We start from the raw sequence: 24544 nt of genomic DNA, 5'->3' as shown, positions 1-24544 counted from the left end.
TTCAAAGGTAAATATAGGTAGCGACAAATGATTTATTTTCTCCAGATTTACTGAATTTTTTCTTGGAAAAATAGGCGGAATTAAGGATATTTGTAACTATTGAAAAACCGCTTTGTTTTTTCGAAAAGAGAAATTTTAGCGGGCGGTTTGTTCAACGAATCAAATCATTATTTATGTCATTACACACGAATATTATCCCAATCAACATCGAAGATGAAATGAGAGGGGCGTACATTGATTATTCAATGTCGGTCATTGTATCTCGTGCCTTGCCAGATGTGCGTGACGGTTTAAAGCCGGTGCATCGTAGGGTACTTTACGGGATGGAGGAGTTAGGAGTTAGTTACAACAAATCGTACAAAAAATCGGCACGTATCGTCGGGGAGGTACTCGGTAAGTATCACCCACATGGAGATTCATCTGTTTATGACACGATGGTGCGTATGGCCCAAGATTGGTCATTGCGTTATCCATTAGTTGATGGTCAAGGTAACTTTGGCTCGGTCGATGGAGATTCGCCTGCAGCCATGCGTTATACGGAGGCACGTTTGAAGCGTATTGCGGATGAGATGCTTTCGGATTTGAACAAGGAGACGGTTGATTTTCAGCCCAACTTTGATGATTCCTTAGATGAGCCGACAGTTTTACCAGCGAAGATTCCCAATCTATTATTGAATGGTACTTCGGGTATTGCGGTAGGTATGGCGACGAATATGGCGCCACACAACTTGACAGAGGTCGTTGATGGAATTACGGCTTACATTGATAACCGTGACATTACGATTCCTGAGTTGATGCAATACATTAAGGCACCGGATTTCCCTACGGGAGGAACCATTTATGGTGTTCAGGGTATTAAAAATGCATTTGAGACGGGTAGAGGACGTATTGTTGTGCGAGGAAATGCGACATTTGATACGACCAAAACGGGAAAAGAACAAATCATTGTATCGGAGATTCCGTATATGGTGAATAAAGCATCATTGATTAAGCAATGTGCTGACTTGGTGAACGATAAGCGTATCGAAGGTATTTCTGAGATTCGTGATGAGTCGGATCGTCAAGGAATGCGTATCGTGTTTGATTTGAAGCGTGATGCAGTTGCGAATGTAGTCTTGAATAACTTGTACAAGCATTCGGCATTACAATCTTCGTTTAGTGTGAACAACGTGGCTTTGGTAAAAGGTCGCCCGATGATGTTAAATCTGAAAGATTTGATTCATCACTTTGTGGAGCACCGTAATGAGGTAATTGTTCGTCGGACGAAATATGATTTACGTGAAGCGCGTAAGCGTGCGCACATTTTGGAAGGCTTTATTATTGCATTGGATAATTTAGATGCGGTAATTAAGTTGATCCGTGAATCGAAAGACCCGAATGCGGCGCAGGAGGGATTGATGAGCAAGTTTAATTTATCTGAGATTCAGGCGAAGGCTATTTTGGAGATGCGTTTACAGCGTCTTACTGGCATGGAGCGTGAGAAGATCATGAATGAATTTGCTGAAATCATGAAATTGATTGATGATTTAGAAGATATTTTGGCAAAACCAGAACGTCAATTACAGATTATCAAGGATGAATTAGCAGAAATGAAACAACGTTATGGAGATGAGCGTCGTACGCAAATCAACATGACAGACGAAGAATTCTCTGTTGAGGACATGATCGCGGATGATGAGATGTTGATCACGGTTTCTGCACAAGGATACATTAAGCGTACACCAATTACGGAATATCGTGCGCAGAGTAGAGGTGGAGTAGGTTCACGTGCGGTGGCTACGAAAGATGATGATTATACCGAGCATTTGTTCTCAGCAACGATGCACAACTGGTTGTTGTTCTTTACGGAGCGCGGTAAGTGTTTCTGGTTACGTGTATATGCGGTGCCAGAGGGGTCGAAAAACTCGAAAGGCCGACCAATTCAAAACATGATGAACATTGAAAACGGTGACACGATTCGCGCCGTGATTAATGTGAAGTCGATTACAGATCCAGATTACATTGATAATAACTTCATTGTGATGTGTACAGAAGATGGTACGATTAAGAAAACGTCGTTAGAAGCGTATTCTCGTCCACGGCAAAACGGTATCAATGCGATTACGATTCGCGAAGGAGACCGTTTATTGGATGTCGCATTAACAAATGGAAATAATCAGATTGTTATTGCGACAAATACCGGTCGTTCGGTACGTTTTGAAGAGACACGTGTTCGTCCAATGGGCCGTACCGCTGCGGGGGTAAAAGGTATTTGGATTGACGAAAGTGTAGCGGATGAGCGTGTGATCGGTATGGTTTGTGTGTCGGATCCTGAAGTTCAACAATTATTGGTTGTTTCGGAGAAAGGCTTTGGTAAGCGTTCAGAAGTAGAAGATTATCGTTTGACAAACCGGGGAGGAAAAGGAGTTAAAGCCTTGAATATCACGGAGAAGACGGGTAATTTGGTTGCGATTAAGGAGGTAAATGACAACAATGACTTGATGATCATTACGAAGGCGGGTATTTTGATCCGTACGAGTGTGGCAGAGTTACGTGTTATGGGCCGTAATACGCAAGGGGTGAAATTGATTCGTTTGAAAAATGAGTCGGATGAAATTTCATCAGTAACCAAAATTGAGAAAGAGCCGGAGCCGGAAGAAGTTGAATTAGTGGAGGGTGTAGAAATCGTTGAAGGAGCTGTTCAAGATACAGCAGCGCCAGAAACAGGGGAGGAGAGTTCAGCAGAAGCAGGAGCGGAGGAAGTCATTGAAGAATAATTTTACAGGCCCGTATGCGAGTACGGGCTTTTTTTTAATTTAACTAAACTTATGAAAAAAGTAGTTTTAACCCTGATTACTGTGGCAATGGCTGCAGGCTCAACGTTCGCGCAGGCGGACAAGGCTTTGGTCGAAGCACAAAAGAAGAGTATTGTAGAAGCTGTTAAAAAGACAGATGAAGCCGTAAAGAAAGCGCCTACGAAGCCACGTTTATGGTTAGAGCGTGCGGTAGCTTATTTTGATTTGGCATCATTTCCAGATTCAACATTAGCGAATACAGATTTAGATGCATCGTTTAAGGCATTGGATTACATTGCTGAGGCGGTAAAATTGGATACCAAAGAAGGTAAAAAAGGATCTATTGCAAAAGATGCAGAGAAATTGTTGGACGGACGCGAGAAAGCTTATGGCGCTTTGATGAACATGGGGGTTATTAAATACCAAGGAAAAGATTATACATCTTCATTCCGTTACATGTCTAAAGCGTCAGAATTAGCTGCTAAAGATACAATCTCTGCGATGTATACAGGTGTTGTGGCTCAATTATGTCAAAAAGATGCTGAAGCACGTTCTGCGTATGAGAAATACATGAATATTGGAGGTAAAGATGTGGCAATCATTTATGGTTTGGCACAGATTTATAAAGCTGCTAAAGAGGAAGATAAAGCTATTGCTTTAATTGATAAAGGAATTGAAATTTATCCGACAAGCAAAGACTTGCGTAATGAGAAATTCAATATGTTGATCGCTTTCAATCGTATTGATCAGGCGATTGGCCAATTGAAAGAAACGATTGCCAAGGATCCTAAAGACGTGATGAACTTGTTCAATTTGGGTTTATTGTACGAAAATAAGATAAATACCTTGAAAGAAGAGGTTAACAAAATTGCGGATGCTTCGAATAAAGTGGCTGATGCACGTCGTAAAATTGCTTCGCACAAAGATAAGGCTGAGGTTTATATCGATGAGTTGAAGCGTACGAAAGCTAAATTAAAGACAGTTAAGCCAAACCAAAAGCCGGTTATTCAGTCGCAAATCAACAAATTAGAAGCTTCGATTGCAAAAGATAATGAGGAATTGAAGGCGCTAGAAGGGGAGAAGGCAGAAGCAGAAAAGGCTGTAGGGGATGAAGCGGCAAACAAAGCTAAGATTGCTGAATTAACAGGTAAAATCGATGCGTTGAAGCAAGAAACGCCAACTTTCTACGAGCGTGCATTAGCTGTTGATCCAGCTTATTATGATGCATTGTATCAAATGGGTGCATTTTATTTCAATGAAGGTGCTGAGATCAAACGTGTTGTAAACGCGATGGATATGGATACTTACAAGAAGGAAGGAAAAGCTGTTGAGGAGAAATTAGCAGCGAAGTACCAACAAGCGATTCCATACTTTGAGCGTGCGTTGAAAGTGAAGAAAGATGAAGATTTGAAAGAAATTTTGAAGCAAATTTATCGTGATTTGAAGATCGATAAGCAAGTGGATTAATAGACTTTAGACCTTAGTCGGTTGTTAAGAGCCTCAGGGATATTTCCTGGGGCTTTTTTGTTTGACGAGTTGAGAACTAAGAGTTAAGAAGGATTCAATTAGCTGCTATCGGACTTGTTTTACATTCTATTTAACATAATATAAATTATACAACAAATATGTAATTTAGTATAACGTGAGATATCAAGTCACTGCAATATTGATTCCACCGTCCAATGTCTAACGTCCAACGTCCACCGTCCAAAGTCTAACTTCTAATTGTTTATTGGCAAATTAACCTTAAACGTCGTCCAAGAATTTAAGGCTGAACTCACAGAAATTTGTCCGTTGTGTAAATGAATAATTCGTTCGACTAATGACAAGCCGATGCCATAACCTTTGGAATTTGCTGTATTTTCTCCACGGAAAAATGGTTGGAATATAAATGGTAAATCGGCCTCTGGGATTCCTTTTCCTTTGTTTTTTACCTCAATCTCAATCTGATTTGCATGTATGGCAAGACTTACCTGTGCTTGCTTATTCGGGCTGAATTTGCAGGCATTTTCGATCAGGTTTTTGATGGCCGTCAACATCAATTTCTCATCGCCCTTTAACATCAATAGCTCCTCATCGTCCGGCATGAATTGCGTATCAAAAAGCACTTTATAGGTTGAATTTAGCTTTTGGGCCAAGCTACGAGCCTCCCAAATTACCTCATCGATTCGGATGATTTGGAAGCCTGCTTGGTAATCGGTGACGCTGATTTTATTGAGTTCCAACAAGGATTCCGTAATGGCGGCTAAATCCTGTGTATCTTCTAATACAGATGCAATGGTTTGCTTATAATCCGCCGTGTTACGTTCATTTAATAAACTTACTTCCAATTGCGAGGAAATCTTCGTCAATGGATTCTTCAATTCATGCGAAACATTGGCAATAAAGGTCTTTTGAAAGCGAAAAGCACTCTCGATACGCTCCAATAATCGGTTGATCGTCGCCACCATCTTCCCTATCTCATCCTCTGAATCCGCAGATTCTAGGCGTTGTTCAAGCCGTTTGGGAGAAAGTAAATCCACTTGTTTAATGACCTCAGAAATGGGATTTACTGCCCTACCCGCGAAAAACCAGCCCGATATCACTACGATGAACACAAATAATAGAAATAAGGCAATTAGGATATTTTTCAAGTCTTTGGCATTCTCCGCAGAATATTGATCCACAGCACCTGCAAAAACGACGATTCGGCCTTCTGGAGTGACAAAAACCGTCCCTAAAACCTCAAGATCTTCCACGCCAAAACGTACTTCCTTGCGTTTTAAGACTTCTTTCACGCGATTTACATCCACATGGAAGTTGATACTATCATTCGAACGATAAATACGCTCATAACAGGTGTCATAAGCCATGATATTCTCTCGGTAAAGAATGTCACGGTTGGCCCGATCAATGATGCGTAATAATTTGGAATCTACTTGTTTGACGTTTACGAGCAATTCTGCAGCGGTATTGGCTTTTTGGCGAAGCCGACTATAAAATTTATCCTTGTAGTTCTCTTGGGTAAACAAATAGATAATCAAGTACGAAACGAATAGAATCGCAGAAACCAGGTAAGTAAATTGATATGTCAAGCGAGAACGGATCTGCATCTTACTCTTGTCTTAATATATAACCCATCCCAAATTGCGTGTGGATTAGCTTGCTTGGAAAGCCTTTATCGACCTTTTTACGCAAGTAATTCACATATACTTCGATCAAATTCGAACTTCCCTCGTCTTCTACTTCCCAGATATTTTCTGCTATTTCTGCTTTCGAAATGACCTTTTCTTGGTTGCGGAGAAAGTATTCCATTAATTGGAATTCTTTGGCTGTTAAATTGATTTTTTGACCTGAACGGGTTACGATTTTACTCGTTAGATCCAACTCTAAATCGGCAAATTTCAGCACCTGGGCCTCAATTAACGTCTGAATAGAACGTTTGATTAGGGCTTTGACACGCGCCAAAAACTCCTTGAAATCAAAGGGTTTCGCCAAATAATCATCTGCACCTGCCTCAAATCCCACTAATTTATCGTCGGTCGTACTCAGCGCCGTCAACATCAAAATAGGCGTTTGTATCCCTTCGGCACGCAAAGATTTACACAATTCAAGGCCATTCATTCCAGGAATAATGATGTCAGAAATAATCAATTGATAGGCAGTTCGCGTGGCTAATTGTTTCCCCATCAAGCCATCATAGGCGACATCTACGGTATAATGATTCTCTTCCAAGCCTTGTTTTAAGGATTGGACCGTTTTGGGTTCATCTTCGATTAGCAGGATTTTGATCATTTATTTCAAGAGGCTAACTAGGTCTGCAGGCGAATAATTGATGGATTTTAATACTTTATTGTCCGACTTGCGATATACCTTCCAAAGGCCATTTTCTTCTTTAATTTCGGCTTCCGTACCATCTTTATCTTGGTAGAATTTAACCGTATATTCGGCTTCTTCGAGGCTCTGACAAGCTTTGGACATGTTGGAGCGTTGCACCTCATTGAATAAATCTACAAAGCGTTCACCCAAACCAAATTCCAATACAGCGCCCGATAATACATATTGTAAGTCGCATAAAGCATCCGCGATTTCAACCAAATCGTTTGCTGCAATCGCTTCTTTTAATTCATCTAATTCCTCCTGTAATAAGCTCACACGCAATGCGCAGCGCTCTGCACTCGGGATAGTCGGATTAGCTAAAATGGGTGCACCAAAGGTTGTATGGAACTCGGCAACTTGATTTAATGAGTCTAATTTTTGCATAAAAACGGGTATTATGTTTAAAATTAAGCATTTAATTAGGCATTTCTATTAGGCAAATGGCTTATTGACTAATGAAAATTCACATCAATTTGTAAACAATTTTGCCATTTGTACACATTATCCACAGTTATCCACACAAAAATGTGGATAAGTATATTTCGATTGTAACAGAATGTTCACAACTGTGGATAAGTCGTGGAAAAGTGGATAAGTCGGGAAACAGAATAATTACATCGGTCTACTCTCCGAAAAAGTACCGTCGGTATAAAAAATTAATACCCGCTCGATCGTTTTTTCTAAACGCGGTGGAACGCTTGGTGCAGCCGGCACTTCTTGAGGAGTCGGAACGGCTGTTTCCTTAGGTCGTCTGAGATTTGATTGTACGATCGTTTGTTCAGGAGAATTATTTTTAGGCGATTCTGAGGGCGTTGGTGAAACGGCATCAAAAAGAGAAGGAGAAGTAGAAGCAACGGGAATGGGCTCTTTCGCAACATTCGAAACAAGCGAGGCTCCTAGGCTACGATCTTCAAATAATAAGTCTTCTGCACTAATCTCAGGAAATACACGAAGAATCTTTTGAACTACGTCTAAGCTTGGCTTATTACGCCCAGAAAGAATATGAGAAATGCTGCTACGGGGAATCCCTAATTTATCAGCAAATTGTGAAGCGCTTAATTGCTTGCGCTTAATTAACAATTCTATCTTCTCACTTAAATTCATAATTGTATTTTGTAAACGAATGATATTACAAAAGTAAATCAAAAATTAACAAAAACAAATTCAAGCGAGAAGACAATTGTGATTTACAAAAGTGAAATACAATCGCTACGCAAAGCAATCAGTTTACTTTTGTATAAAGCACCAACTCCCTTTTTGAAGTCCTTTTTAGACATTCCTAATGCTTGGTAAATCTCTTCTGCTGGGCTCTTGTCATGTAATTTCAATACACCATTGTTATCCTTAATCGCATTTAAAATACGCTCAGCCTGGCTATCAATACGTACCATACCTACAGGTTCAAGGCGTAGATCTAATTTACCATCTGGACGAATGTTAGCAATGTAAATGGGAGTAGATTCACCGAAAGTTAGATTTGTAAACACTTGGTTTTTGAACAACATTCCGATTTTACAATTGTTTACTAGGCATTTGATTCCTAGATCTGTGTGTTCAAATGGAATTGCGTCAACTTTGTCTCCAATTGTGAACTCTGAACCATCTGTTAATGGTAGAAATTTCTCTACTCGGGCAGATGCGACAATCCGATCGGTTTGGCCATCTAAATAAACATAGACTAAATAAGAGCGTCCCACCGACATCTTTTGGAACTGTTGGCTGAAAGGAACGAATAAATCCTTTGCTAAACCCCATTCCATGAATACACCCAATGGCGTAACCGCTTTCACTTCTAGGTAAGCAAACTGATTAATTGTTGCCTTCGGTTTGAGTGTTGTAGCGATAATACGGTCTTCCGAGTCCCGATAAATGAAGACATCAATGAATTGATCTATTTCATAGGTTTCTGGGACATATTGTAGTGGAAGTAGGATTTCATCCTCATAACCATCCAAATATAATCCGAATGGTACTTCCTTGATAATGCGTAGGTGATTGTATTCACCAATTTTTAATTCATTTTCCATAAAAAAAACCCGGTTGTTTGAACCGGGTTATAAAGGTAAGGAGATTTTGGTTTAGACTACCACATTGTTTTCGCGCAAGGCTTGATTCAATGAAGTTTTCAAATCTGTACTCTCTTTGCGTTTTCCAATAATCAAGGCACATGGAACACCATACGTACCTGCAGGGAAGTTCTTTTGAATCGAACCTGGAATAACAACCGAGTTTTCAGGAACATAACCAATGTATTCAACAGGTTCTGGACCTGAAACATCAATAATCTTAGATGAACCTGTAATCGTCACACCAGCACCTAAAACGGCTTTCTTGCCAATATGAGCACCTTCTACGACAATACAACGTGAACCAATAAAGGCTCCGTCTTCAATAATCACAGGAGCTGCTTGAGGCGGTTCTAATACACCACCGATTCCCACGCCACCGCTTAGGTGTACATGCTTCCCGATTTGCGCACAGCTTCCTACCGTTGCCCAAGTATCTACCATCGTTCCTTCATCTACATAAGCACCGATATTCACGTAAGATGGCATTAGGATCGTTCCTTTCGCCAAAAAAGCGCCATATCGTGCTACAGCTGGTGGTACAACACGTACGCCCAATTCCTTATAGTTAGTCTTTAACCGCATTTTATCGTGGTATTCGAAAATGCCAACTTCACTTACTTCCATTTGACGAATCGGGAAATACATCACGATTGCTTTCTTTACCCATTCGTTAACCTGCCAGCTTCCATCAGCTAATGGCTCCGCAGTTCTTAATTCTCCCGCATCCACTTTTGCTACAACTTCTTCAATCGCAGCAACGACTGCAGGCGTATTTCTTGTTTCTGGAGCGTCCCACGCCGATAAAATGATCTGTTCTACTGAATTCATATGTTAAGTATCCAAAATTTGAAGATGCAAATTACCAATAAATAGGATTTTATCGAAGTGGATTGGGAAATTTAAAATAGGATTTCTCAGTTTGAAGCCCTTTTAAGTGCAAAATGGCCATGTAAATTTAACTTAAACTTTAATTAGTTAAATTACTGATTATCAGTTAGTTGATAATTGTGGCAGAATAATATATCGTGGAAATATGTGCTTGAAATTAGCAAAATAGACAAATGACATTCTGTCACTCCCCTGCCCCACTCGATCCGCGCGGCATTCGCTTATACAAATATGCAAAATTATCTTGAATAAAAAACGTATCCGAGATAATTTTGCTGAAAAATGTTACAATTAGCTTTTTGGCTAAGTAAAATTATTGCGTTTACAATTGTTGAATTGTGTATTTAAAACGATTAAATAGCGGTTTTATTACGATATTCTTGGAATTGTTCAATGAAAAAGCTATTTTTGATTTTTAATAAGGAAATCAAATTAATTCATTCAATGAAAAAAATTAAAGTTGCCATTAATGGTTTTGGTCGCATCGGTCGACTTACTTTCCGTCGTTTATTGGAAAAAGAAAATGTAGAAATCGTAGCTATTAACGATTTAACTGACAACGCTACTTTAGTACATTTATTAAAGTACGATTCAGTTCATGGACGTTTTAACGGAACTGTTACTTCTGATGCTGATAGCATTACTGTAAATGGTCACGTAATTAAAGCTTTCGCTGAGCGTGATCCTAAGCAATTGCCTTGGGGTGCTTTAGGAATTGATGTTGTGTTAGAATCAACAGGTCGTTTCATCGATCAAGATGGTGCTGGCCAACACTTAACTGCTGGTGCACGTAAAGTAATTATCTCTGCTCCTGCGAAAGGTGATATTCCTACAGTTGTATTAGGTGTTAATGATGATACATTAACTGATGATATGACAATCATTTCAAACGCTTCATGTACAACAAACTGTTTAGCTCCAATGGCTAAAGTTTTAGATGATGCTTTCGGAATCGAAAAAGGATTTATGACAACTGTTCACGCTTACACAGCTGATCAGAACTTACAAGATGCTCCTCACTCCGACTTACGTCGTTCTCGTGCTGCTGCATACTCAATCATTCCTACATCTACAGGAGCTGCTAAAGCGGTTGGTTTAGTATTGCCACACTTGAAAGGTAAATTAGATGGTAACGCTATGCGTGTTCCTACTCCAGACGGATCTGTCACTGACTTTACAGCTGTTTTGAAGAAAGATGCTACAGTTGCTGAAATCAACGCTGCTTTGAAAGCTGCTGCTGATGGCCCAATGAAAGGTATCTTGGAATTCACAACTGACGAAATCGTTTCTATCGATATCATCGGAAACCAACACTCTTGTATCTTAGATTCAAAATTGACAACTGCTATGGGTAACCTAGTGAAAGTTGTTGGTTGGTATGACAACGAATTCGGTTATTCTTCTCGTGCTGCTGATTTGATCGCACGTGTTGGATAATTTCCATTCAAATTCATGTAACAAAAAAGAGGCCTAGGCCTCTTTTTTGTTTTGTATGCGTGCATAGTTAATCGAATAGCCTTTATCATACCAAATTTTTTCAAAGCGGGTCTTGATACCGAAGTGATCATCATACCATTCTGACTCATAGAGTTTTTTGGTCTCGGCCAAAACCGGTAAACCATAAGCACGGAACTGCTCCATCGAATAATCGAAAAAGGGTTCTGAATCCGTTTTCAAATGGATGATTCCATCCGGTTTTAAAAGTCGTAAATATTTTTCCAAGAAAAATGGGAATGTTAGACGCTTCTTCTCATCTCGATCTTTCATTCGAGGATCTGGAAAGGTAATCCAGATTTCATCGATTTCATTTGGCAGAAAAAAATCTTCAATGAATTGAATCTGAATGCGTAAAAATCCTACATTGGTTAATCCTAATGCATCTGCTTCTCTACCTCCGGCTGCTAATCGATCACCTTTGATATCGACACCAATGAAATTCATGTTGGGAAACAATTTGCCCAAACCATTCGTGTATTCTCCCCGACCGCAGCCTAATTCGACCACGAGCTTATGGGAATTCTTAAAGTATGTCTGATTCCAATTTCCTTGGCAAGCGGAAAAGAATGGTTTCGGGGATTGAATAACACTATCTAATCGCTCCGCCCATTCGTATTTATATGTTTTCTGTCTACTCAAAACGTTTCTTCTATTTCAGCTACTAAATATGTGCTGCCTGTAATTAAAATAAAATCGGATTCACTTTTGCACGCAAGCTTAATGGCCTGATTCACATTTTCCGCTAATTGCCCTGTTAAGCCATGCCGACTAGCCATTTCCTGCAATTTATCTGCCTTCAATGCCCGCGGATTATGCGCTTCAGTGAATAGATAAGCTGCTTCTTTGGGGAATAGTTTCAAAACCCGATCAATGTCTTTGTCGGCGACCATGCCTAATATAATTGTCAAATGACTCGGATGAAACTGCTTCACTTGTTCCAAAATCTGCGTAATCCCAGATTCATTATGTCCCGTATCAGCTACAATCCATGGGTTTTCCTGATAAACCTCCCAGCGACCTCGTAACATGGTATTTTTCCGACATGCAGCAATTCCTGATTGAATTTTTTGTATTTCAAATGGAATGATTCCTAATTCATTTAATTGCTCACACCAAGCAATCACGCCTCGCAAGTTATTGACTTGGTAAATTCCTGCATAGGGACTTTCCAAAATGAATTTTCCCCAGGTAGTTGTTCCTACTTCCAATTGCATGCCTGCTTTCTTAAACTCAGGATCACCTACATGTACCTTTTCACTGGCAAATCGAAGGTTAGCATGTTCGGAATTAGCTTTCGCTTGAAAAATTGTGGTAGTTTCTATCTGCTTTTCACTGATGCAAACCGGCGTATTGGCTTTGATAATACCCGCTTTTTCGCCTGCAATTAATTCGAGACTATCTCCCAAAATATCCTGATGATCATAGCCGATATTGGTTATTAAACATCCAAGCGGATTGATGATGTTGGTGGAATCCAATCGACCGCCTAAACCCGTTTCAATGATGGCAAAATCAACTTGTTGCTCCTTGAAATATTGGAAGGCCATGATAACCGTCCATTCAAAAAAACTAGGACGGATGGATGCTAACAAAGGCTGGTATTGATCAAAGAAATCGATAATCCATTGTTTATCAATCTCTTGCCCATTGATTTTGATTCGTTCAGTAAAGGATTTAAGGTGAGGAGATGTGTAAAGTCCTACTTTATAGCCATGTTCTTGTAAGATGGAGGCCATAAAATGCGAACTGCTCCCCTTGCCATTTGTACCTGCAATATGCAAGGATTTAAATGCCTCGTGCGGATTCCCTAATTGGGCCGAAAGGCTCTCTATATTGCCTAAACCTGGTTTATAAGCCTTTTTCCCTTCCCGATGAAAAACAGGTAATTGGGCATACAAGAAGTTGATGACTTCTTCAAAACGCGTCATAATTAGTTGGTAGGCACAATTTTAATCGTTTTGAATCCACTAGCTCCCCGACTAATTCCGTCACTCTTTGGATAAAAACGTGCATTCTTAATCAATTTTTTATAGCGCTCAGCTAACGATAATTTAACGTTTGTACGATCAATACGGATTTCTGTTACATTACCTTTTTCGTTGATACGAATAAAAAAGGTGATTTCGCCCGTTTCAGAACCATTATCAATTCCATTTAATGATTTGGTATCAAATGTCCAATCTTGAGCAATTTTACCTTCTCCATTTCCTGAACCAGATCCACTCCCATTTCCTCCTCCACCGATTCCTGTGCCGGTACCCTTACCAGTTCCTGTACCCGAACCTGTTCCGGTACCACTTCCTCCTGACGTTGCGCGTGGTGAACGCTTACCCATCGTTAAGTTTAAATCTACGACTGGTTCAGCTTCCTTTTCTTCCTTGGCTACCACGGGTGGACTTTGTTTCACCATCACGGGGCTTTCTACGGTACTCGTTAAAGGCGGAACTGTATTCGCTTGTTCTGCTTCTGTCGTTTGCGTAATTTCTTTTTGCGATTGAGGTTCAGGTGCAGGAGGTTCTTGTTCAAACGAAATTTCACCTGCTGAACCATCTTCCATCGTCGGAATTTTAGGTGTAGGTGATTCATTCCAAATTTGAACCTGCCAAATCAATAGAAACAACACAGCATTAATCAGCAAAGTGATAACGAATGCTTTACGTTGATTCTTTTTCTCAAAGTCTTTTTGTGAATAGCTGATGCTCATATCTTATCTTTTGTAAACCCAAATATCTAATTTCTTTTCTGCCTTCAGGCGCGCGGCTGCCGCATAACCTGCATCAAAATCCGCTACTTCTCCCACACTTACCCGGTAATGCCCCTCGCCTGCTTTCTTCTCAATAATTTGCACATTTTCAAATCCTTTGGCCACAAGTTCCGCCTGGCAAGTCGCTGCTTTTGATTCCGTTTTAAAACTTCCGGCTACTAAAAAAATCCCACCCCCAGTTTCTGGTTGTTCTATTTCTTCCTGTACTGCCGCAACCGGTTCTTTTTTAAGCGTTTCTACCACGGCTAATTTAGCTGGAGCTGCTGGCTTTGTTTTCTTAATCCGAATCGTTAAAGGGCTGAACGAACTATTCACGTAGCGTGAGTTTGGCTCGGTCAAATAATAGGCAGCAATTCCTCCGAAGAAAAAGGCCAACAACACATACGTGTAAAATTGATGTTGACGAGTTCGTTTAGGCTCAGGTTGGAAGGTTGGCAAATCGACTGCCGACTTCTCAACTGGGCTTTCCTGCAAGACGGGTTTCTTTTTCAAGGTGCCTAAACTCACTGGCGTTAATCCATATTGATTTAAATCAAAATTGATCGCTTTATTCGGCTCAAATTGCAATCGACCAGATTTACTTATTTGAAACACACCAATATTTCCAAATTGAAATTGTTTATCAGCCTTGATCTGTTCAGCTAATGTTTGGCCAAACTGATGTACAGTTGCAAAAGCTTGTTTTTGACTGATGTTCTTTTCCTTAGCCCACAGGGTAGCTAATAATCCATCATCCGACTGTAGGCGCTCGTTAAAAGCAACCCATTTCGATTTGGGATGTATCACTTGCTCATCATCCAATTTGAAATCTTGTGAATTCAACACAAAACCTCCAAAATGAGGAATAATGACACAATCATGTGTGTACAGTAAATGTTCAATAAATGCGATCATCGGATTCATTGTTGTCATGATTAAAACGAATAGGCTACGCCTACCGTATAATTAAGTCCTTGACTCTTATAGTTCAAATAACGTTGGTAATTTTTACCCATTAAGTTATTTGCGCTCACGGAAATATTGAATTTCTTCGTAATCAAGTAATTCACTTTCAAGTTTAAATCGATAATGTCATCCATTTGTTCTGCCATGGGAGTTAATGACTTTTCAAAGCTATATAAGCCAGAAATGTAGAAAAGGTCAGGCGAAACAATGATTTTATCTTTGAAGGTTATCGAGTTCGTAAACGATAAATTCATCATCGGTCGATGAATCGGTTTGTCGATTGTTGATAAATCGGCAGCATCATAAACTAAATCTTGGTATGTATTAAAATCATACTTTAAGATCGACAAAACTTTATCAAATGTCTGGTAATTTACCTGTCCTGACATATTGAACACCTTAGCAGATTTTTCTACTTTGGTATTAGCATAGATTAATTCAAAATGCGATGGGTCAGCTGTTGAATTCAAGAACATCGCTAAATTATTGTATTCTGAATAGCCAAATTTCAATTCAAAATCCAAGTTACGTTCATTGGAACCCTTGATTCCACCATAGATGTTAGAACTTTGTGTTGTGTTCTGCAAGTTTGGAGCTAATCGTGGTGCTAACCAATTATTCTCACTCGTAAATTGGTTGTAGCTATTGAAATAGGTTTCTCCGCCTAAACCCACAAAGACATGTAAAAAGTCGGTTGGTTTGAAATCAACCTTCAACAACGGAAATAAACGCGTTTTATTCAATGAAATATTGGCGTCTTTCTCATTGACAATGTTCAATCCTCCTGTTACAGCTAAACGATTATTCTTGTATAAGAAAGTTGGTTTTACGCGGTATAATTCTCTACGGTTATTCACAAACGCAAAGGTATTTTCCGACATGTTCATCTCACCTGTCAAATAAGCCGAGAAATTATCTGTCACGCGTAAGATTCCTTGCAATTTACTATCCCAAATCCACTCTTTGCTTGTATAGCTATTCGTCAAATAAGTTAAGCCAGAGGTTGCAATGTAATCCCATTTTACATCCTTTTTCGAATTGGAAATACTACCTGAGTAATTGAACTTATTGTAGGCAATATCTAAATCCTTAATGAAGGGAACAGAAGCGAATACTTCTTCTGGTCGGCCGTAGTAATTGTTTTCCGTGCGTTTAAAGCTAATTTGTCCATCTAGGAAATAATTTCCAGTAAAGGTTTTGCTATACACCTTAGCCTCATTCTCATTGCGGCTTGAATTGCCCATGCTCACAGGGCCCCGACGGTTTGCATCATGATTGATGTAAACACCTTGAAACTGGTTTTCTTTTGGAGTGAATCCGAAGTGACCATTCAATAAGGTATGGCCATAATTACCTGCACCAATTTTCACCAAATTTTTAAACTTAGGACCAAAAGAGGATACTAATTCATCTCCTTCACGTGGACCAATAACAGTCGTTGTCAACAGGGTATTGCTTGTCGCATCCCATTTCCGGTCAAAAAACTCGTACTTCATTTTCCGACCTTTCTGCGTGTTTTCAATCTCATTTAAGGGTTCGAAATTGCGCGAAATCTGCGGCTGAAGAACGATTTTACGTTCTTTTTCCAAAATGATGTCATCATTTTGAATATTACCTTCTTTCTTGTCTTGAGCAAATAAACCAGTGGATACCCCCAGCATGAGCACACTACAAATGATCAATGGATTCGTTTTCATTTGAAATTTCATATTCAATTATTTAAGGGGTAAGCTTTTTAATGTTGTTTTGGCTAATTCAATGACTTCATTGTCGGTTGAATTATCGATGACTGATTTTAAGATGGCTTTCGCCTGAGGAAGATTCTTCATGGATACGAAGTTGGTCGCTAATAAAATATACGCTCTTCCCATCACCGCATCAGATGCTTCAGCAAACTCGTTTTTAAACTTATTGCTAATCATGTCATTTGATTCCTTGAACTTACCCTCTTGGGTTAATTGCTGTGCCAACTGGTATTGTGCTTCGGCACCGATGTCTCCTTTCGGATCTAAAGCAATCGTTTTGTTTAACCATTCTGTGCGTAAGGAAACAGATGCACTATCTGAATAGGCTTCCGCTAATCCCCGACTCATTTTAGCTTTTTCTTCCGTGCTATATAGATTCAAAGGTTCTACTTCTGTAAATACTTTAGCGACAGAATCCAATTGTTTGGCTGCATAAAATGCTTTGAAAATGTTATTGTATGCATTCAATTGGTTCTCAACTTCTGGATTCTTACTCGCATGCAAACGATATAGCGAAACTGCCTCATTCGCATTTCCTGCATTGTTTTCTAACTCAGCAGCACGAAGGATCGCTTTACTAACCAATGGATGAGCATTTTGCTCAATCACCTTTTTGTAAGCTTGCAAAGCTTCAGTCGAATCTTTGATCTGATCGGCCGCATCAGCAATTAAGAAATAGGCTTCTACTACATTTTCATCCGTTGGGTATTTAGCAACGAACTCTTTCAAAGCAGGAATCGCTTTGTCAAATTTCTTTCCATCATAAATACCTTTTGCAGCACTGTATTTCAAGTCCATCGATTCTGCATCCTCAACAGCATTTGTCGCGCTTTGGTAGTTTTCTAGAACTTGACCAAATTCCTCTGGTCGGCCTACTTTAATCAAGTTTTCTTGTAATCCAATCAAGGCATCTTTGGCAATCTTATCGCCTGAGAATTCATTAATGATACGCTTGTAATCTGCTAATGAAAGTTCGTATTGTTCTGTATTTGTATATGCTTGTGCACGTTTTAAGATGGCTGATGCTAAAAACTCACTCTTGGTTTTGGCCTCAATGATATCTGTAAATCCAGCAATCGCCTCTTTGTAATTATGCCCATTAAATAAGATTAAGTTCTCTTGATACAAGGCATCTTCTGCATATTTAGACTCTGGGAAGTTGCTTCGAACTTGTTTGAATGCTTGACGTGCTTCTGCATCACGATTCAAATAACTCAAGGTCATTCCTTTTTGGTATAAAGCATAATCTTTCTCTGATTTCGCTAATTCCGCCGCTTGACTGTAATAAGTCAATGCATCTTGGTATTTACGTGAAATCAAATAGGTATCTGCCAAACGAATCAAGATTGTCGGATTGTTTTTCGCATTTGGCGTAGCCTTTAAACGGTCTACATAGGCTTTAAATAAATTGTTGGCCTTACTGAATTCCTTCGTATTGAAATATGCAAATGCCAAACCGATGCGAACTTGTTGGATGAAATCTTCCGTTTGCCCCTTTCCACTCAAAAGCGGATTGTACAATTCGATTGCATCTTCAAATTTCTTCAACTGGCTTAAAGCTTCCGCTTTTCCCAAAGTAGCCAATGCTGTATAACGGGGTGATTGCGCTGTTTCAATTGACTTATTGAATAAATCAATGGCCGTATCAAAACGCTCATCATTATAGGCTCTTGCTCCTAGATTGTAGCTTAAGGTTTGATATGCTTCGTTTAAACGGGCTGAACGATTGGTGATACCCTTCAAATACGTCAAGGCAACCTCTAAGTTGTTTGAGTTTAAAAAAGCGTCTGCAACTAATTCAGTTGCTTCATCAGCAAATTTACTTTTAGGATATTGTGTGTTAAATGCTTGAATTTCTTGAATCGTTTCGGATGCATGTCCTAAGTCCAACTGCACTTTGGCGTGATTAAATGCCGCTTCTTCTTGGATCGCAGCATTAAATGGCAATTTCTTCGCAACTTCAAAAGCATCTAATGTGGCTGCTAAATTACCTGCATTTAGTTGCGCTAAAGCTAATGTGAACGCTGCATATTGACTTAAACTATCTTTGGCAGCTAATAAACCTTTTAATTGATTCGCCGACTCGTTGAATTTCTTTGTACGATAAAGCGAGTATCCCAAACGATATTGTGCCAATGGATTGATCTTACCATTGCTCGCACGAATTAAAACTTCATAACTTTTCGCTGCTTTTTCGAATTTTTCCAATTTGAATTGCACATCGGCTACTAACTGAGATAATTCATCTACACGATATCCTGAGTTCTTTTTCGCTAAAATTGGCTCCGCATAATTCAATAAATCCGCGAATTTTGATTGGTTGAAATAACATAAAGCAACCCAATTAGCGATTTCACGACGATATTTGCTGCTTCCTTCAGCCTTGATGAAATCAGGCGCAGCATCTGCATAACGCTTATCATTGAATTGAATAACAGCCGCATAATAAGCAGCTGAAAATGCATATTCTTCATCCTGCTCTGTTTTGATGTCATTAAAAACGTTCAGTGCATCTACATAATTTTTCAATTCATAATAAGCTACTCCCAAACGGTATTTTGCCTCTAAATTAGTATCAGACGAACGAGATAAGTATTTGATAGCTTTCGCATAATCCCCATTATCATAAAAGAATGTACCGATCCCACGCAATAATTTGACTGCCTGCGGATGTTCTGGGTTATTCGCCACAAAACGTTCCGCAAGAATCTCGGCTTCCGGCTGGCTCATGTACAAAGAACACATGGTCATGTAATATTCTGCTAGGACTTTTTGCCCCGACTGCTCATTGCTCATCGGTTCGATGCTCCCCAAATAAGCATTGAATTCCTCACGCGCTGCAACATAGTTTTTTGCATCGAAATATTCTTTCGCTTGGCGGAAGTGTAAGGTTTGGTCTTTATAAATAAAGGTTTGTTGTGCTTGAGCACAATAGCTTAGGCCAGAAATGAATAGAACTAAGATCCAGCTTGTTGATTTTTTATTAAGTAGCATTATCATTTGATTACAGCATGCACAATTAATCAAAAATACGATTTTTCTTTCAAAATATTGTTGGCCTTTCTGAAAATATTTTCAAGGTTTTAAGGCAATAAATGCCCAATTGATAAAAGATTTGAGGTATTTTTTTAATTTTAAATTTTCAATTTCATCTAATAAACGTTAAACCTATGTATATGAAGAAATTAGGTCTCTTGGGCCTTTTATTCCTTGGATTTAATTTGAGCGCTTCGCCGATTAAACACCTTATCCAAATGCCGAATCCTCAATCACATTATTTCGATGTAACCACAACTTTGGATGTTAGCAAGGAATCCGGTCGCTTCGTTGAATTGAAGATGGCGGCTTGGACACCTGGCTCCTATTTGATCCGTGAATTTGCCAAAAATGTCGAGCAAGTTTCCGCGCAAAGTGGAAATGCCGTATTGCCAATTTCAAAAATTTCAAAAAATACCTGGCGCATCGCTTTACAACCTGGAATCAAAACTGTTCAGGTGCATTATCAAGTTTATGCCTACGAATTATCGGTTCGTACCTCTTTTCTTGATGATGTGCATGGTTACATCAATCCGGCAAGCGTGCTTTTATATGTTGCCAAATGGGCTAAACAGCCACAGGAATTAAGTATTGTTCCCCACAAAGACTTCAAAAAAGTATCTACGGCCTTGAAAAATGTAGGTGGTTTAAACTACATCGCCAAGGATTTAGACGAGTTGATCGATTCGCCGATTGAAATTGGGAACCAACAAGTTTGGAATTTTAAGGTGAATAATGTCCCTCACCAAATTGCCTTTTTTGGTCAAGCCAAAGTAGATTCGTTGAAGTTTATTGCCGATGTGACGAAGATGGCTGAGACGGCTCAAAACGTTGTAGGTCAACATCCTTGCGATCATTATGTATTCATCATTCACAATATTCAGCGTGGAACGGGTGGATTAGAGCATTTATATTCTACGACCTGTTCGGTTTCTCGTACAGCTTATGAAAGTCCAGCAGGATACCAAGGCGTTCTAAATTTATTGGCACATGAATACTTTCACCTTTGGAACGTGAAACGTATCCGTCCGATTGCTCTAGGGCCTTTCGATTATGAGAATGAAAATTACACACATAACCTGTGGTTTTCAGAGGGAATCACGAGTTATTATGCGGATGTAATCAATTTACGTACCAAGATGGTCTCTCCGGATGCTTATTTAAGCGATTTGGCCAAAGATATCGCAGGTGTTGAAAATACACCGGGTACTCAAATCGAATCTGCGGCATCTGCTTCTTGGGATGCTTGGATTAAATATTACCGACCTAATGAAAACTCGCGCAATTCAACCGTGTCTTATTATGACAAAGGTGCATTGTTAGGGGGCATCCTAAACATGTGGATCATTCAAAATACGAATGGTGCGAAATGTTTAGACGATGTGTTCCAATTACTTTATAAAAACTATTTTTTGAAACAAGGCCGCGGTTTTACAGATGCAGAATTAGAAAATGCATTCAGTACAGTGGCAGGAACCTCAGCGGCTGGATTCTTCAAAGATTACATTTATGGTGTTAAAACACCGGATTACGCGGCTATTTTTAATCAATTTGGCTATAAGTGGTCGGATACGAATGTGGGCAAATCTGTTCCTTTTGTAGGATTTACAGCAACAGCTGGTCGCATTACTTCCATATTTAAGGGAAGTCCCGCTTTTGTGGCAGGCTTGAATGTTGGGGATGAAATCTCCCAAGTAAACCAAGCAGAATTCGCCGGTTTGGATAAATTAATGGCCGACAAAAAAGTGGGTGATGTCCTAAGTTTTCGCGTAAAACGCGATGGTTTGGAGCGCAACTTTGAGTTGACACTTGTTCAGACTCCTATAAAAGCTTTTACCATTCAGTCGGTAGAAAATCCGGCGGCAAGCCAATTGGCTTTGCGTAAAAAGTGGTTGAGTCTTTAATTAATTTGCTTACCCATCTCAGCATACATTTGCTGAAAGGTTGTTATCACAAATGTTTGAAAAGAGGAGCTGGTTGCCAGCTCCTCTATTTCTTTTTGGCCTCCTACATCCAAAACCGAGAACTTATAACTTTGCTCGAGTTGGGGCGTCTCAAATTTCAGAATGTATTTTGAATTCCATTCAAAAAGCGAGATACGCATATTGGGATGCGGGATTTCTTTAATGAAATGCATTAATCATGGATGATTTTTACGCTTTGAATCTTATCTCCTTCGCGTACTTGATCAATTACATCTAAGCCTTCTACCACTTTACCGAAACACGTATGTTTGCGATCTAAGTGTGCTGTATTATTTCTTGAGTGGCAAATAAAGAACTGAGAACCTCCTGTGTTAGGTCCACGGTGTGCCATCGATAAAACACCACGGTCATGGAACTGATTGTTTCCAGTTAATTCACATGGGATTGAATAACCTGGGCCACCTGCTCCTGTTCCATCCGGACATCCTCCTTGAATCACGAAATCAGCAATCACACGGTGGAATGAAAGTCCGTCGTAAAATCCTTTTTCAGCTAAATCAATGAAGTTTTTCACGTGAATAGGTGCATCTTCTGTATAAAATTCGATTTTCATTAACCCTTTGTCGGTCAACATTTCTGCGTATGCCATCTTTTTTTAATTAAATTTGAGCCACAAAGATAAATATTAAAATGAAAACGAGGTACTTCATCCTGCTATTGTCGATTCTTTTTACAGCCTGCCAAACGGATAGCGATAGACAAGAAGCAACTAATTTTTTCCTGCGCGGCAATACGAAATACAAGGAGAAGGAATACCACGAAAGCATTAAGTGGTACACAGAAGCTGTGCAAAAGCAAGCACAATTCCCTGATGCTTATTATAACCGGGGTTTGGTTTATCAATCACTTGAAAAAAATGAGGAAGCCTTAGCTGATTTTAGCAAAGCTGTCGAGCAAGATGCCTCCTTCGCTCCCGCCCTGTTCAAGAAAACGGAAATCTTGCAATCGATGAATCGGATTGATGAAGCTCTAGCTTCAGCGGAGGTTTTGGTTAAAAATTTTCCAGATTCATCGGCCAATTGGTCATTGCAAGGAAATATTCAAATGCAGAAAAGCTTATGGAATGAGTCCTTAGCTTCTTACGATCGTGCCTTGGCATTAGATAAGAACTCGGTGGAGACGATGATCAATCAAGGAGTTGTTTATCAGGAATTAGACCAATTGGATTTAGCGGAAAAGATGTTTCAAAAGGCTTTGGCTTCGGGGAAGTTTAAGGATTTGATTTACAACAATTTAGGCTATTTGGAGATTCGTAGAATGCATTGGGATTTGGCAGGTAAATATGTTAAGCAGGCATTGGCGATCGATCCTAAAAATCCCCTGTATGTAAAGAATTGGGAACGTGTTCAGCAAAAATCAATGCTTGAATAATGCCATGTAGGCTTGTAATGCCGCTGTATTTTCAGTGGAATCTGTAAAAATTTCTAATAATTTTCCGATTGCACCCGGTGCAAAAAAATCAGGTAATATCGAATTTAATTCGTTGAAATTCTGTGCTTTAAGGTAAGTTAGTCCCGCGTCTTTGGCCGTATTTTCCGCGGTAATATGTTGCTTCGTGACCATGAATTCGCTCAGCTCTGCTAAGTCTTTCGCTCCATCCAAAATCTGGAATATCGCCCCGCCAGCATTGTTCATGACGATAATGCGCAAATTTGAGCCTAAGTAATAGTTCCAAAGCGCATTGCGGTCGTATTGGAAAGATACATCGCCTAATAGAGCGACAGTTAGTTTGTCGGTCGACTGACTCGCCCCCACCGCTGTGCTCAAACTTCCGTCGATGCCACTCGTACCCCGATTCGAGAATACCTCGGTGCCGTGTAATTTGGCTTCCGTCCAATTGATGTAACGAATCGCTAAGGAATTGCCCACATGAATATCCACTTCCTGCTGCGAAATTTGTTGGATGATGGCATTGTAAATGTGTAATTCGTTCCAGGCTTGCTTTTCGAAAAATGCTGGTTGAATCGAAGGATTCCAAGTTTTAAAGCTTGGATTAGCTTGTAAATCTTTGCTTACAAGTTCCTTAAGCACTGACACAGTGTCCGTTTGAATGACATCTGTTAAGGACTGAAAAGGATCCGGTCTTTCGATGGGATTCGGGTGAATGAGGTAGGATTTCGTAGGTTTAAACATTCGCATCATTTGCTTGATGCGTTTGCTGACAAATGATTTTCCGAAATGCAGGTGAAAATCTGCCTGGTAATTAGGCCAAAGAGCTTCATTAGCCAATAATAAGTCATGGTGAAGTTCACAGGCAGCAGGCAAATTTGCTGTTGCATCGCCGATAACCGGTATGCCTTTCAAGGCTAATTGTTCGAAAAGTTCATTCTCCACTTTATCGTAAGGGCGTTGGCCTACGGTAATCATGATTTTTTGATCTTTAATATCGTTCAACAGGCTTTTATCCCAAGTAAAAACTTGATCTACAGGTTGAGAAGCAACTAGACTTGTTCGAACAGGGAGCTCCTCTCCTTTTGCTGGATAAAACGGTTCGGCAATCGGGATGTTCATGTGAACAGGGCCTTGTGGAAAATGGATAGCTTGTTGGACCAATTGATGCGGTTTAAATGCCTCAAAGGATTCAAAATGCTTAACATGTTTACCGTATAACTGATTTTGGTAAATAGTTTGACCATCCCATTGTCCGATCCACTCAGCGGGCCGGTCGGCGGTCAACACAATCAGTGGGACTTCTTGAAAAAAGGCTTCCACCACTGCCGGTGCAAAATTCAATCCCGCTGAACCCGAAGTACAACAAAGGATGACGGGTTTCTTCGATTTTAATGCTAATCCTAAACCAAAAAATCCCGCAGAACGCTCGTCGGCAATCGAATAACAACGAAATCCGCCGTGGCGGACAAGAGCCAACATGATAGGCGCATTTCTGGAACCAGGGCATATAACTGCTTCATTTACACCTTGTTGGTATAAATCATCAATCAAATCCACAAGTCCTGCTGGGTAGGCCATAGCAAAAAAAAGC

Annotated in this window: 20 protein-coding genes; 5 read left to right on the top strand and 15 right to left on the bottom strand. The window is 39.8% G+C overall.

The annotated features are described in order from the left end of the window. Positions 1–173 precede the first annotated feature (173 nt). Both gyrA and SKC38_RS10505 read left to right on the top strand, forming a co-directional pair. Positions 174–2756, top strand: a complete 2583-nt coding sequence (gene gyrA, locus SKC38_RS10510) for a DNA gyrase subunit A (RefSeq protein WP_377977099.1) — start codon at positions 174–176, stop codon at positions 2754–2756. Between the two features lie 51 nt (positions 2757–2807). Next, entirely contained in the window at positions 2808–4241 is a 1434-nt protein-coding gene (locus SKC38_RS10505) for a tetratricopeptide repeat protein (RefSeq protein ID WP_377977098.1), read from the top strand. A 254-nt stretch (positions 4242–4495) separates the two neighbouring features. Here SKC38_RS10505 and SKC38_RS10500 read toward each other — a convergent pair whose 3' ends face one another. From SKC38_RS10500 to SKC38_RS10475, 6 genes are all read right to left on the bottom strand, one after another. Beyond that, positions 4496–5866 (bottom strand): sensor histidine kinase, encoded by a 1371-nt coding sequence (locus SKC38_RS10500; protein WP_377977097.1) that lies wholly within the window; start codon positions 5864–5866, stop codon positions 4496–4498. Position 5867: 1 nt separating this feature from the next. After that, a complete protein-coding gene (locus SKC38_RS10495; RefSeq protein WP_377977258.1) occupies positions 5868–6545 on the bottom strand; it encodes a response regulator transcription factor in 678 nt (225 codons plus the stop codon). A gap of 3 nt (positions 6546–6548) precedes the next feature. After that, positions 6549–7016: a pyrophosphohydrolase domain-containing protein gene (locus SKC38_RS10490; RefSeq protein ID WP_377977096.1), complete on the bottom strand. Its 468-nt coding sequence runs from the start codon at positions 7014–7016 to the stop codon at positions 6549–6551. 228 nt (positions 7017–7244) lie between these two features. Next, positions 7245–7736, bottom strand: a complete 492-nt coding sequence (locus SKC38_RS10485) for a helix-turn-helix transcriptional regulator (protein ID WP_377977095.1) — start codon at positions 7734–7736, stop codon at positions 7245–7247. A gap of 83 nt (positions 7737–7819) precedes the next feature. Beyond that, on the bottom strand, positions 7820–8659 hold the full coding sequence (locus SKC38_RS10480) for a CvfB family protein (protein WP_377977094.1): 840 nt from the start codon (positions 8657–8659) through the stop codon (positions 7820–7822). A 51-nt stretch (positions 8660–8710) separates the two neighbouring features. Beyond that, entirely contained in the window at positions 8711–9529 is an 819-nt protein-coding gene (locus SKC38_RS10475; protein WP_377977093.1) for a 2,3,4,5-tetrahydropyridine-2,6-dicarboxylate N-succinyltransferase, read from the bottom strand. 504 nt (positions 9530–10033) lie between these two features. Between SKC38_RS10475 and gap the strand changes: the two genes are divergently transcribed. Then, on the top strand, positions 10034–11026 hold the full coding sequence (gene gap, locus SKC38_RS10470) for a type I glyceraldehyde-3-phosphate dehydrogenase (protein WP_377977092.1): 993 nt from the start codon (positions 10034–10036) through the stop codon (positions 11024–11026). A 33-nt stretch (positions 11027–11059) separates the two neighbouring features. Here gap and trmB read toward each other — a convergent pair whose 3' ends face one another. Genes trmB through SKC38_RS10440 form a run of 6 tightly spaced genes read right to left on the bottom strand, consistent with a single transcriptional unit; the run spans position 11060 to position 19534 of the window. Continuing rightward, positions 11060–11725, bottom strand: a complete 666-nt coding sequence (gene trmB, locus SKC38_RS10465; RefSeq protein WP_377977091.1) for a tRNA (guanosine(46)-N7)-methyltransferase TrmB — start codon at positions 11723–11725, stop codon at positions 11060–11062. After that, the gene (locus SKC38_RS10460; protein WP_377977090.1) at positions 11722–13014 is read right to left on the bottom strand and encodes a bifunctional folylpolyglutamate synthase/dihydrofolate synthase; all 1293 of its coding nucleotides are present in this window, start codon (positions 13012–13014) and stop codon (positions 11722–11724) included. Before SKC38_RS10460 ends, trmB begins: the two co-directional genes overlap by 4 nt. A 2-nt stretch (positions 13015–13016) precedes the next feature. Continuing rightward, entirely contained in the window at positions 13017–13790 is a 774-nt protein-coding gene (locus tag SKC38_RS10455; protein WP_377977089.1) for a hypothetical protein, read from the bottom strand. Between the two features lie 3 nt (positions 13791–13793). Then, positions 13794–14762: an HU domain-containing protein gene (locus SKC38_RS10450; protein ID WP_377977088.1), complete on the bottom strand. Its 969-nt coding sequence runs from the start codon at positions 14760–14762 to the stop codon at positions 13794–13796. A 2-nt stretch (positions 14763–14764) separates the two neighbouring features. Continuing rightward, complete coding sequence (locus SKC38_RS10445) at positions 14765–16504, bottom strand: TonB-dependent receptor (RefSeq protein WP_377977087.1); 1740 nt, start codon at positions 16502–16504, stop codon at positions 14765–14767. Between the two features lie 6 nt (positions 16505–16510). Further along, on the bottom strand, positions 16511–19534 hold the full coding sequence (locus tag SKC38_RS10440) for a tetratricopeptide repeat protein (protein ID WP_377977086.1): 3024 nt from the start codon (positions 19532–19534) through the stop codon (positions 16511–16513). Between the two features lie 182 nt (positions 19535–19716). Here SKC38_RS10440 and SKC38_RS10435 point away from each other — a divergent pair, with 182 nt between their 5' ends. Continuing rightward, a complete protein-coding gene (locus tag SKC38_RS10435) occupies positions 19717–21480 on the top strand; it encodes a M61 family metallopeptidase (RefSeq protein ID WP_377977085.1) in 1764 nt (587 codons plus the stop codon). Here SKC38_RS10435 and SKC38_RS10430 read toward each other — a convergent pair. Together SKC38_RS10430 and SKC38_RS10425 are read right to left on the bottom strand one after the other, a co-directional pair. Next, a complete protein-coding gene (locus SKC38_RS10430) occupies positions 21477–21713 on the bottom strand; it encodes a hypothetical protein (RefSeq protein WP_315576426.1) in 237 nt (78 codons plus the stop codon). The genes SKC38_RS10435 and SKC38_RS10430 overlap by 4 nt on opposite strands. Next, positions 21713–22150, bottom strand: a complete 438-nt coding sequence (locus SKC38_RS10425) for a peptidylprolyl isomerase (protein ID WP_377977084.1) — start codon at positions 22148–22150, stop codon at positions 21713–21715. The genes SKC38_RS10430 and SKC38_RS10425 overlap by 1 nt, the downstream gene beginning before the upstream one ends. A gap of 41 nt (positions 22151–22191) precedes the next feature. Between SKC38_RS10425 and SKC38_RS10420 the strand changes: the two genes are divergently transcribed. Further along, the gene (locus tag SKC38_RS10420; RefSeq protein ID WP_377977083.1) at positions 22192–22932 is read left to right on the top strand and encodes a tetratricopeptide repeat protein; all 741 of its coding nucleotides are present in this window, start codon (positions 22192–22194) and stop codon (positions 22930–22932) included. Here the strand turns inward: SKC38_RS10420 and menD are convergent. Next, positions 22918–24531 (bottom strand): 2-succinyl-5-enolpyruvyl-6-hydroxy-3-cyclohexene-1-carboxylic-acid synthase, encoded by a 1614-nt coding sequence (menD, locus tag SKC38_RS10415; protein WP_377977082.1) that lies wholly within the window; start codon positions 24529–24531, stop codon positions 22918–22920. The genes SKC38_RS10420 and menD overlap by 15 nt on opposite strands. Between the last annotated feature and the right edge of the window lie 13 nt (positions 24532–24544).

This window comes from Aquirufa echingensis, from assembly GCF_042714525.1.
GTDB lineage: Bacteria > Bacteroidota > Bacteroidia > Cytophagales > Spirosomataceae > Aquirufa > Aquirufa echingensis.
Note: the sequence above shows the minus strand (reverse complement) of the source record. Positions and strands in the feature narration are given on the sequence as shown.